The sequence below is a fragment of the Halorubrum sp. Ea8 genome, assembly GCF_002252925.1.
Lineage (GTDB): Archaea > Halobacteriota > Halobacteria > Halobacteriales > Haloferacaceae > Halorubrum.
On record NZ_NHPF01000150.1, the window covers coordinates 1 to 10,382 of the forward strand.

A 10,382-nucleotide genomic window follows, 5' to 3' on the forward strand; every position below is an offset into this window, starting at 1 on the left:
GAGGCGTGAGGTGCGGTCGCTGTGCGGTCGGGTGGGACTCAAAGGGGCAGTCGCGAAGACGGCGCAGGCGACGTAAGCACCGCAGGGAGCGAGTGAAACGAGCGACTGAGGAGCGCAACGAGCGTGCGCCGTCTTCGCGACTGGGGCTTCGGAGTTGTTTCCCGCCGATCCGCGGTCGATTATTTATAAACCACTAACTGGAGCGCAGACGCCACAGAAAACGGAATCGACAGAACCGTTCTCGTATCACGCGTTCACGTGTGGCTCCCAGCCCTCCCAGCGCAACAGCGCCTCCGCCCGATCCGCGTCCGCCAGCAGGACGTTCTTCCGGTCCGGGAGGGTCTCGTCCGCGAGCTCGTGGGGGAGCGCGAGCGTCCCGCTCGGCACGTCGTCGTCGCCGGCGACCGGGATGTGACCGGCGCCGACCTTCATCACGAGCGGCGCGTCGAGTCGCTCTACCCCCTCGCCGTCCGCGTAGAGCTGCTCGTTGACCTGCTCGTGGTCGGCCCGCCGGATGACGGCGCGGTCGCCGTCGTGGGGCTCGACGTACAGTTCCCCCAGATAGTAGCCGCTGGAAAATCGCTCGAACATGCTATGCGTGATAACCTCTGGCACGGTAGTATATAAGCGTTACCCGGCGCGTGAGTGACGTTGATAATCGACCGCCCCGCGACGGCCGTTAAAAAATCGGAGCCGGCCGGCCGTTACGCGCCGTCCGACCGCCGCGCGACCTCGTGACGGCCGAAGCCGTACCGGAGCCGGTTGGCGAGCCGTCGAGAGAAGCGACCCTCGTTCCGCGAGTCGAACCGCTCGGCGAGCGCCTGATAGATGAGCGGGACGGGGACCTCCTGTTCGAGCGCCTCCTCGACCGTCCACGTCCCGGTGGACCCGCCGGCGACGCGGTCGGCGACGTCGCCCAAGTCGGACCCCTCCTCGCGGAACGCCTCCTCGCACAGCTCCAGGAGCCACGACCGGATGACTGCGCCGTTGTTCCACGTCCGAGCGACCGACTCCATGTCGAGGTCGTACCGCCCCTCGGCGAGCAGCTCGAACCCCTCGCCGTACGCCTGCATCAGCGCGTACTCCACGCCGTTGTGGACCATCTTCACGTAGTGGCCCGACCCCGACTCGCCCATCCGGTCGTGGCCGTCCGGCCCGGTCGCGACCGCGTCGAAGACGGGGACGAGCGCCTCGTAGGCCCACTCCGGGCCGCCGATCATCAGCGAGAAGCCCGCCTCGGCGCTGGCGGGGCCGCCGGACGTGCCGCAGTCGAGGTAGGCGGCGTCCGTCTCCTCGGCGCGCCGGACCGACTCGTGGAACCGGGAGTTGCCGCCGTCGACGACCACGTCGTCGCCGTCGAGGTGCGGCTCCAGGTCCGCGAGGGTGGCGTCGACCGCGTCGCCGGCGGGCACCATCAGCCAGATCCGCTTCTCCTCGCCGAGCCGGTCGCAGAGGTCGGCGACCGAGTCCGCGGGCGTCGCGCCCGCCTCCGCCGCCGTCGCGGTCGCCTCCGCCGAGAGGTCGAACGCGGCCACGTCGTGACCCGCCGCCAGCGACCGGTTCACGACGATCTGCCCCATCCGCCCGAGTCCGATGACGCCGAGTTCCATGCGCGAGGGGTGGCGACCGCCCGCCGTAGTGGTTCCGGTTCGGCGGCCGCCCGGCGCCGCGAGCCGACCCGCGTATCGACGACGCGCTCGCCGCGAGCCGACCCGCGCGACCCCCCAAACCGTTTTGCTCGCCGGCCGAGAGCCGCGCACATGGGACGCGTTACCGAGAACGAGCTCGATTGGACGGAGACGGACCGCGGCGAGACCCGGTTCCGGCGGAAACAGCTCGCCGAGGCGGCCGGCGGCGAGGGGATCGGCTGTAGCCTCTACGAGCTCCCCGCCGGGGCGAAGTCGTGGCCGTACCACTACCACGCCGCCAACGAGGAGGCGCTCTACGTCCTCGCGGGGGAGGCGACCCTCCGGCACGGCGGCGAGACGGAAGCGATCGAGGCGGGCGACTACGTCGCGTTCGCGGCCGACGAGTCCGGCGCGCACCGCGTCGTCAACGATGGCGACGAGCCGGTGCGGTACCTCGCGCTGTCGACGATGACCGAGCCCGACGTGACGGTGTATCCCGACTCCGGCACATTCGGGGTCTACGTCGGCTCGCCCCCGGGCGGCCGCGAGGAGCGGTCGCTGGAGGGCTACTACGAGACCGACGGCGACGTCGACTACTGGGAGATGTGAGCGGTGCTCGACCGACGAAGCGGCGTCGCCGCCGGTCGCTCGGGCGATCAGACGTCCTCCGCTCCGCTCTCGGCGGCCGCCTCGCGCTCGCCGAGGTGCGCTCGGAGCGCGTCGACGTCCTTGTTGCCCGCGCCGGTGTTCAGCAGGACGACGGTGTCGTCGGGGCCGAACTCACCGGACTCGGCCAGCGCGAACGCCCCGGAGACGGCGGCCGCGCAGGTCGCGCCGACCTCCAGCCCCTCCGACCGAGCGACCTCGATAGCGGCGTCGAGGATCTCCCGGTCCGTCGTCGCTACCGCCCCGCCGTCGGACTCCCTGACCGCGTCCAGGATCAGGTGACTCGCGCCCGGGTCCGGGATCGCGATCCCGTTACAGACCGTGTCGACCTCGTCGTCGGGGACGGGCTCGTGGCTGTCGGCGCCCGCCTCGTAAGCGTCGACGACGGGCGCACAGCCGGCCGCCTGCGCGGCGTACATCGGGACGAGCCCGTCGGTCCACCCCAGATCGCTGACCTCGCGGGCCGCCTTGTGCATCCCGACGAGCCCGACGCCGCCGCCGGTGGGGTAGACGACGCCGTCGGGCGCCTCCCAGTCGAGCTGTTCGAGGAGCTCTAACGCCATCGTCTTCTTCCCCTCGTGGCGGTACGGCGTGACGAACGTCTTCGTCGAGTACCAGTCGGGGTGGTCGTCCATCGCCTCGGCGTACGCGGCCCCGGCGTCGCCGATCTGAGAGTTCCCGTCCATCGGGCCGGCCACGGTGAGCTCCGCTCCGTGGACCTCCGTCATCGCCTTCTGCGTGAATCCCGCCCGCGACGGGAGGAACACGTGCGCGTCCAGGTCCGCCCGCGCGGCGTACGCGGCCGCCGCCTGCCCCGCGTTGCCGGCGCTGTTCAGCGCGACCGCCTCGGCGCCGTGCTGGCGCGCGGCCGTCATCGCGAGCGACTGCCCGCGGTCCTTGAACGTCCCCGTCGGGTTCGCGCCCTCGTCTTTCAGCAGGACCCGCCCGACGCCCATCGCGTCGGCGAGCGCGGGACACTCGACGAGCGGCGTCGCGCCCTCCCCGAGCGACACCGCGGTCTCCGGCGCGAACGGGAGCAGGTCCGCGTACCGCCACATCGACTCGAAGGGCCGCTCCACGAGCGCCGCGGGCGTCAGGTCGACCCGGTCGTAGTCGTACGCGGGGTCCAAGATCCCGTCGCAGTCGGGACAGCGGTGGGTCGCCGTCGCCGCGTCGAACGTCTCCCCGCAGTCGACACACGAGAGTCCGGTGAACGCGTCCGCCGTCTCCATGTGGGGCCGGTCGGCCGCGCTCGACTTCGATGCACCGATCTCGACGATCTCGGGCCGCCGACCGACTACTTAAGATCGAAACGAATGAAGGGACACCGGGAGGGAGCGAGGCGCCGTACCGTCAGACGAATGTCAAGAAACGACGGCACGGAGACCGCCGCGAGGGGGAACCGATGAGCCGGACGCGACTGCGGCTCGACCTCCCCGCCGACTCCTGGCTCGGCGAGGCCTCCCGCTCCGCCCCCGACGCGTCGCTCCGGGTCACGGGGACCGTGGCGGGGGACGAAGGCGACGTCACCGGGCTGGCGGCGACGGGGATCGGCCGCGTCGAGGCCGTCGAGGCCCTCCGCGGTCACGACCGCGTGGACGACGTCGATATCGTCGGAGAGAGCGAGGCGGAGACGGTCGCCCGCGTGGCCGCCCCGCCCCCGTCGTACGTCGCCGCCGCCCGCCGGGCCGGCGTCCCGACCGAGTCGCCGGTCGAGGTCGCCGACGGCCGCGCGACCCTCGCGGTGGTCGACGATCGCGAGCGGCTCTCGGCGTTCGGGCGCCGGCTCGCGGCCGCGGGCGCGACCGTCGAGTCGACCGGCGATGACGAGCCGACCCCGGTCCTCACCGAGACGCAGCGCGACCTCGTCCGCGCCGCCGTCGAGGCGGGGTACTACGACACGCCGCGGGAGTGCACGCTCACCGAGCTCGCCACCGACCGCGACATCGCCAAGTCGACCTGCAGCGAGACGCTCCATCGCGCCGAGGGGCAGGTGTTACGACGGTTCGTGGAGAAGGGGCCGCCGTTCGACGCCGACGGTCCCGGCTCCGGATCGGCGCTCCGGGCCCCCGGCTCGTCGATCGACGGGCTCGACGACGGGGGCGACGGCGACGCGGCTCGCGGCTCCGAGCGGACCGGCGTCCCGGTGACGGATCCGTAATCGGTCGACCCCCCGCCGCTCCCTCTCACTCGTCGTCGAGCGCCTGCCACGAGAGCCGCGGGTTCCGCGCGGCCGAGACCTGATCGATGCGGCTCGCGGCCGTCCGGTTCGGAGCCGCGTCGAGCGCCTCGTCGGTGTCGGCGTACGCGAGGTTGAACGCCTCGGCGAGGTCGTCGAGCGAGGACTGCCCCTCGATCTCGGTCGGCTCCGTCAGCATCGCCTCCGGGACCATCTCCGGCCACTTCGTCGTCGGCGGGTGGACGCCGAAGTCGAGCATGCGCTTGGCGACGTCGGCGGCGTCGCGCTCGCCGGCCGTCGCCGCGAACTCGTGGTGGAAGGGGCCGTGCGGCACGTCCAGGTCGATCCGCTCGGCGAGGTAGTTCGCGTTCAACACGGCCTTCGCGGACGCGTCCGAGAGCCCCTCGTCGCCGAGTCGGGCGACGTACGCGTACGCCTTGATCAGGACGAGCCAGTTGCCGGTGAAGCCGTGGACCTTCCCGATGGTGTTGGCGGGTTCGAAGCGCTCGTACCTGCTGGCGTTCTCGTTCTCGCGGACCTGCGGCGTGGGGAGGAACTCGGCCAACTCGTCGACGACGCCGACCGGGCCGGCGCCGGGGCCGCCGCCGCCGTGGGGGGTCGCGAACGTCTTGTGGACGTTGTAATGCATCACGTCGAACCCCATGTCGCCGGGTCGACCGCGGCCGAGCAGGGCGTTGAGGTTCGCGCCGTCGTAGTAGAGCAGCCCGCCCGCGTCGTGGACGATCTCGGCGATCTCCGTGATGTCGCGCTCGAAGAGCCCCACCGTGTTCGGGTTGGTTAACATGAGCGCCGCCGTGTCGTCGCCGACGGCCGCATCCAGCGCCTCGACGTCGACCCGCCCGTCGTCGCCGGAGGGAAGCTCGACCACGTCGTAGCCGGCGGTCGCGGCGGTCGCGAAGTTCGTCCCGTGCGCCGAGGCCGGGATCACGACCTCTGAGCGGTCGTTGCCGTGGTGCTCGTGGTACGCCTTCGCGACGAGGATACCGGTGAGCTCGCCGGCCGCGCCCGCCGGCGGCTGGAGCGTCACGGCGTCCATCCCGCCGATCTCGGCGAGGAGCTCCTGGAGCCGGTACTGGAGCTCGAGGTTCCCCTGCGCCGACCGCTCGGAGCGGTCCGGGTGGACCGCCGCGTTCGGGTCGGCCGCGACGTCCTCGGTGAACTTCGGGTTGTACTTCATCGTGCAGCTCCCGAGCGGGTACGGGCCGGAGTCGATCGCCCAGTTCATCTGCGACAGGCGGGTGTAGTGGCGGGCGATCTCCGGCTCGGAGGGCGCGGGGAGCGTGAGCTCGTCCCGCGTCAGGTCGTCCGGGAGCGGCGAATCCGCGGTCACGTCGACGGTCGCCTCTCCCTTCTCCGAGAGCAGCGGTTCCCGGACGTCCTCGTCGTCCCGGTCGTAGCTGGCCTGGTCGTGGATCACTCAGATCACCTCCTCGAACGCCGCGACGAGGTCGTCCGTCCGGGCCGCGTTCAGGTCGGTCACGCACACCTGCAGGAGATGCTCGTCGACGACGTGGACCGCGAAGCCCTCGGCCTCCAGGTCCTCGGCGATCGCCGCGGCCGGCTGGTCGACGCGCACGGCGAACTCCCGGACGTGGTGGCGGTCGTGGACCGGCGCGACGGCGCCGTTCAGCCCGTCGATCCGGTCGGCGAGCGCCGCCGACTCGCGGACGCAGTCGTTCGCGAGGTCGACGAGGCCGTCCGGCCCGAGCACCGCCGCGTGGATCGCCGCCCGGAGCGCGACCCACGCCTGGTTCGTGCAGATGTTGGAGGTCGCCCGCTCCTTCCGGATGTGCTGTTCGCGGGTCTGGAGCGTGAGCGTGAACGCGCGGTCGCCGCCGGCGTCCTCGCTCGCGCCGACGAGCCGCCCCGGCACCTGCCGGAGGAACTCGTCGCTGCAGGCGAAGATCCCGAGCCCCATCCCGTAGGCGGTCGGGAGCCCGAGCGCGTCCGCCTCGCCGACGACGACGTCCGCGCCGACGCTCGCCGGCTCCTCGAGGACCGCGAGCGAGACGACGTCCGAGCCGAGGACGAACAGCGCGTCGGCGTCGGCCGCGAGGTCGCCGACCGCCGCGAGCCGTTCCTCGATACAACCGCGGACCGTCGGGTTCTCGGCGTACACCATGACGACGTCGTCGCCGACGCGCTCGGCGAGGGCGTCGACGTCGGCGTTGCCGTCGGCCATCGGGTACGGCTCGATAGCGAGGTCGGCGCCCCCGCAGTAGTTCGCGAGCACCTCGCGTTTCCCCTCGCGGAGCTGCTCCGGGACGAGGACGGTGTCGCCCGAGGTCGACCGGACCCGGTCCGCGAGCGTCGCCGCCTCGCCGAGCGCGGTCGCGGCGTCGTACATCGAGCAGTTCGCGACCGGGAGACCGGTGAGCTCCACCAGCATCGACTGGTACTCGAACAGTGCCTGGAGGAACCCCTGCGAGATCTCGGGCTGGTACTGGGTGTAGCTCGTGAGGAACTCCGCGCGGTCCGAGAGGTGGTCGACGACGCTCGGGACGTAGTGGCCGTAGTGGCCGCGCCCGAGGAACTCGGTCAGGTCGTCGTTCCGACCGAAGATCCGCGAACACTCCGCGCGGATCTCCCGCTCCGTGCGCGGCTCGATCCCGAGATCGCCGTCGAAGGCGACGTCGTCCGGGATGTCGAACAGCGCCTCCTCGTCCTCGGCGCCGATCGCCGAGAGCATCGCCGCCGTCTCCTCGTCGGTGTGCGGCGCGTACGGAGTGCCGCTCGTTCCGCTCATCGGTCCGATCCCCCGCGTCGGCCCGCCGCGCGTCGGCTCGCTCCCGTACGTCGGTCCGCTCCCGCGCGCCCGCCGTCGCTCTGTCGTCCGGTACCGGATCGTCCGTCGAAGGGTGAGGTTCTCATTGTCGTGTGTCCGCTGGCGAGTCCCGCTCTGTCCGTTCCGCCGTCCGGTTCGCTACGCGATCTGCGCGTCGTACTCGTCGGCGTCGAGGAGCCCCTCGGCGTCGCCGCCGTCGACCGCGTCGATCTCGATCATCCACCCGTCGCCGTACGGGTCCTCGTTGACGAGCTCCGGGCGGTCGAACAGGTCCTCGTTGACGGCGACGACCTCGCCCGAGACGGGGGCGTACAGGTCCGAGACGGCCTTGATCGACTCGACGACGCCGAACGGCTCGCCCCCGGTGACCTCGTCGCCGACCTCCGGCAGTTCGACGAAGACGACGTCGCCGAGCTCGTCCTGCGCGAAGTCGGAGACGCCGACGCGGACGCTGTCGCCGCCGGTCGTGGTCCACTCGTGCGATTCCAGATACCGTAACTCGTCGGGAACTTCGAAGCTCATTGGTGAAAGGGGTCGTCGTGGGACACTCGGTCCGACCCGCACGTCCGCGCCGTGCGGTCGCGGCTGGCCCGCCCCCGGGAGACGCCGACCGGCGGGATCCGCGGTCGAGAAGTGGTCCACGACACGTGTGGTTCTCCCTTCCCGCGAGGGGAAATAAAAGGTATGTTCGCGGCCACCGCGCCGGCTTCTCGCCGCTCCGCTCGTCCGCAACGCGGGGAGGCGCGGCGGATCGCGACCGCCGAGGCCCCGCCGTTCACGACCACCGGTCGAGTCCGGTCTGGACCTGCGACTCCCTGATGCGTTCGAACCCGCGCTCGACCTCGTCGGCCGCGACGCCCCACTCGTCGACGACGTAGGTGCGGGCGGCCTCCACGTCGGGGTTCACGTCGGCGTCGACGGCGACGTCGGCCGCCGGCGGGTCCATGAACAGCTCGCGGATCTCCGCGGCGTTCGGGATCTCGGCGCCGCGCGCGTCGAGGACGCCCCAGAGGTCGCCGTGCTCCTTCACCGCCGTCACGGCGGTCTTCGGCCCCACGCCGTGAACGCCCTCGTTGAAGTCGGTGCCGCACAGCATGGCGACGTCGATCAGCCCCTGCCGGTCCAGTTCGAGTTCGTCGAGCGTCGCCGCGAGCTCCATCAGTTCCGGATCGCCCTTGCTCGTGAGCTGTCGGAGCGTCGTCGGGGCGCCGAACAGCAGCGTGTCGTAATCCTCGCTTCCGGCGTGGTCGACGGTCCCGGTCGCCGCCATGCGCGCGCACTGGGCCTCCCCCTCGGCCGGGGCCTCGACGACCGGCACGTCGAGCAGGCGTAACAGCTCGCGCGTCGTCTCCTGAATCGTGTCCGTAAGCCGCTGGGTGCGGGCCTCCAGTCGGGCGGCCTCCACGGCGTCGCCGCGCTCCTCGGCCGCCGCTCGCCGGTCCTCGGCCCGCTCGCGCTTCTCGCGTCGGTCCGCGACCTCGTCGGCCTTCAGGTCGGTGACGGCGCCGTCGAACACCATCACCGGGATCAGGTCGTGTTCGAAGAACTTCGGGAGCCCCTGGACGACGCCGATGAGGTTCGCGACCTCGACGCCGTCGGGGGTGGTGTACTTCTCGTCGGCCGTCCACTTCACCGTCGTCGTGAGGTACCGGTACAGCCAGTTGTGCGCGTCGACCGCGACGACGCTCCCCTCGATCTCCTCGAAGGCGACGTCCCGGATCGCCGCGAGGTCGCGTAAGTCCGCGTTTCCCATTACGCGATCCCTCGGCGCCGCGGCTCTTAAACCATCGACTCGCGGACCGACCCCCGGCCGGTTCGCCTCCCCGCACTGCCGGCTTGTGGGGCGTTTATGTGCGTCACTCGACTACGTCTCGGTAGGGAATGGTCTCGCCGTTCGAGGTGTTGGGAATCGACGAGGACGCCGACGAGGCCGCGATCGAGCGCGCCTACCGCGACCGGGTGAAGGAGGCGCACCCGGACCGAGGCGGGACGCTCGAGGAGTTCCAACTCGTCAGGCGCGCCTATCGGGAGCTCGACGAGCGGGAGCGGAACGGAAACGGGGACGACGGTGCGGTCGCCGCCGCCGACGTCGACCTGACCGACGAGGAGGGCGACGCCGCCGAGGTGGAGCCGGCCCGCGTCGAGTTCCTCGATTACGACGCGCTCGCCGACTACGGCTGGTCGCTCGACGACGACGACCTCTTCCGGCGGGCGTCGCACGCCGACCTCGGCGCGGCCGAGCACGGACGCCTGCTCGTCCAGCCGGACGAGAGCCTGTTAGAGGCGGCGGAGAACCGCGGGTTCGAGTGGCCGTTCTCCTGTCGCGGCGGCGCCTGCGCGAACTGCGCGGTGTACCTCGTCGAGGGGGAGCTCTCGCAGCCGGCGAACCACATCATGCCCGACGAGCTCGCCGAGCGGGGGTTCCGGCTCTCGTGTAACGGCTACCCGCTGAGCGACGAGCTGAAGGTCGTTTTCAACGTGAAACACCTCTCCGAGCTCGACGATCTCATCCTCCCGCCGGGACCGTTCACGCGGCGGTGAGTGCGCTCGCCGAGCGCGACCGGGGCGGTGCCCCGCTCAGAACGCCTCGGCCACGGCGGCGACGACGGCATCTTCGACCGCGTCCCGCTCGCCCGAGAGGAACTCGATCTTGCCCTCGCGGAGCCCAGCGGTGGTGACGTCGGCGGCGGGCGCGAGCTCGGCCGCGCGCTCGGCCACGTCGCGGACGGAGACGCCCTCGCTCGTTCGGATGTACAGCTCGTCGGTGCCGATGCCGACGGTCGCGTGCGCCTCGCCGTTCGCGCGCCGGCGGTGGAGGTCGTCGAGGAGGAGCGGCGTCGGCGGGAAGTCGTACCGGTGGGTGTAGCCGTCGGTGTCGAGCACGTCGAACTCGACGCCGTCGACCGCCTCGGTGACGACGTTGGCGGTCGCGGTCTCGACCTCCGTCTCCAGCTTCTCGCGGAACTGCTCGGAGACGTGCGCCGCGAGGTTGCCGCCGTCCTCGAAGAGGAGGTCGGCGACGAGCTCGCGCTTGTCCTGGTACGACTGGTAGTACGCCTCAAGGGCGACCGCCTCGCGGAGCTCCGCGACGCGCTCGACGTCG

Annotated in this window: 10 protein-coding genes and 1 pseudogene; 3 read left to right on the top strand and 8 right to left on the bottom strand. The window is 71.5% G+C overall.

Features of this window, described 5'->3' with window-relative positions:
• Positions 1–246: 246 nt before the first annotated feature.
• Both DJ74_RS17170 and gnd read right to left on the bottom strand, forming a co-directional pair.
• On the bottom strand, positions 247–591 hold the full coding sequence (locus tag DJ74_RS17170; protein WP_094522647.1) for a DUF5802 family protein: 345 nt from the start codon (positions 589–591) through the stop codon (positions 247–249).
• Positions 592–704: 113 nt separating this feature from the next.
• A complete protein-coding gene (gnd, locus tag DJ74_RS17175) occupies positions 705–1,610 on the bottom strand; it encodes a phosphogluconate dehydrogenase (NAD(+)-dependent, decarboxylating) (RefSeq protein ID WP_094528039.1) in 906 nt (301 codons plus the stop codon).
• Positions 1,611–1,760: 150 nt separating this feature from the next.
• On the opposite strand from gnd, the gene DJ74_RS17180 reads away from it, so the two are divergent.
• Positions 1,761–2,237, top strand: a complete 477-nt coding sequence (locus DJ74_RS17180) for a cupin domain-containing protein (RefSeq protein WP_094522651.1) — start codon at positions 1,761–1,763, stop codon at positions 2,235–2,237.
• Positions 2,238–2,284: 47 nt separating this feature from the next.
• On the opposite strand, the gene DJ74_RS17185 is transcribed toward DJ74_RS17180, so the two are convergent.
• Positions 2,285–3,526 (bottom strand): threonine synthase, encoded by a 1,242-nt coding sequence (locus DJ74_RS17185; RefSeq protein ID WP_094528040.1) that lies wholly within the window; start codon positions 3,524–3,526, stop codon positions 2,285–2,287.
• A 173-nt stretch (positions 3,527–3,699) separates the two neighbouring features.
• Here DJ74_RS17185 and DJ74_RS17190 point away from each other — a divergent pair, with 173 nt between their 5' ends.
• The gene (locus tag DJ74_RS17190) at positions 3,700–4,455 is read left to right on the top strand and encodes a helix-turn-helix domain-containing protein (protein ID WP_094528041.1); all 756 of its coding nucleotides are present in this window, start codon (positions 3,700–3,702) and stop codon (positions 4,453–4,455) included.
• Between the two features lie 25 nt (positions 4,456–4,480).
• On the opposite strand, the gene gcvPB is transcribed toward DJ74_RS17190, so the two are convergent.
• The 4 genes from gcvPB to fen all read right to left on the bottom strand — a co-directional run bounded on the left by gcvPB (position 4,481) and on the right by fen (position 9,032).
• Positions 4,481–5,911 carry an aminomethyl-transferring glycine dehydrogenase subunit GcvPB gene (gcvPB, locus tag DJ74_RS17195; protein WP_094528042.1) on the bottom strand — a complete coding sequence of 477 codons (1,431 nt, stop codon included), beginning with the start codon at positions 5,909–5,911 and terminating at the stop codon, positions 4,481–4,483.
• Positions 5,912–7,240, bottom strand: coding sequence for an aminomethyl-transferring glycine dehydrogenase subunit GcvPA (gcvPA, locus tag DJ74_RS17200; protein WP_094528043.1), 1,329 nt, complete (start codon positions 7,238–7,240; stop codon positions 5,912–5,914).
• A gap of 177 nt (positions 7,241–7,417) precedes the next feature.
• Positions 7,418–7,801, bottom strand: a complete 384-nt coding sequence (gene gcvH, locus DJ74_RS17205; protein ID WP_094522661.1) for a glycine cleavage system protein GcvH — start codon at positions 7,799–7,801, stop codon at positions 7,418–7,420.
• Between the two features lie 253 nt (positions 7,802–8,054).
• Positions 8,055–9,032, bottom strand: a complete 978-nt coding sequence (gene fen / locus DJ74_RS17210; RefSeq protein WP_094528044.1) for a flap endonuclease-1 — start codon at positions 9,030–9,032, stop codon at positions 8,055–8,057.
• Between the two features lie 128 nt (positions 9,033–9,160).
• Between fen and fer the strand changes: the two genes are divergently transcribed.
• On the top strand, positions 9,161–9,820 hold the full coding sequence (gene fer / locus DJ74_RS17215; RefSeq protein ID WP_094522665.1) for a ferredoxin Fer: 660 nt from the start codon (positions 9,161–9,163) through the stop codon (positions 9,818–9,820).
• A 36-nt stretch (positions 9,821–9,856) separates the two neighbouring features.
• Here fer and DJ74_RS17220 read toward each other — a convergent pair.
• Positions 9,857–10,382: pseudogene (locus DJ74_RS17220) on the bottom strand (DNA-binding protein); the annotation flags it as partial.

Coding starts and splice junctions, on each gene's coding strand:
- DJ74_RS17170 (WP_094522647.1), bottom strand. CDS start 591: ATGTTCGAGCGATTTTCCAGCGGCTACTATCTGGGGGAACTGTACGTC.
- gnd (WP_094528039.1), bottom strand. CDS start 1,610: ATGGAACTCGGCGTCATCGGACTCGGGCGGATGGGGCAGATCGTCGTG.
- DJ74_RS17180 (WP_094522651.1), top strand. CDS start 1,761: ATGGGACGCGTTACCGAGAACGAGCTCGATTGGACGGAGACGGACCGC.
- DJ74_RS17185 (WP_094528040.1), bottom strand. CDS start 3,526: ATGGAGACGGCGGACGCGTTCACCGGACTCTCGTGTGTCGACTGCGGG.
- DJ74_RS17190 (WP_094528041.1), top strand. CDS start 3,700: ATGAGCCGGACGCGACTGCGGCTCGACCTCCCCGCCGACTCCTGGCTC.
- gcvPA (WP_094528043.1), bottom strand. CDS start 7,240: ATGAGCGGAACGAGCGGCACTCCGTACGCGCCGCACACCGACGAGGAG.
- gcvH (WP_094522661.1), bottom strand. CDS start 7,801: ATGAGCTTCGAAGTTCCCGACGAGTTACGGTATCTGGAATCGCACGAG.
- fen (WP_094528044.1), bottom strand. CDS start 9,032: ATGGGAAACGCGGACTTACGCGACCTCGCGGCGATCCGGGACGTCGCC.
- fer (WP_094522665.1), top strand. CDS start 9,161: ATGGTCTCGCCGTTCGAGGTGTTGGGAATCGACGAGGACGCCGACGAG.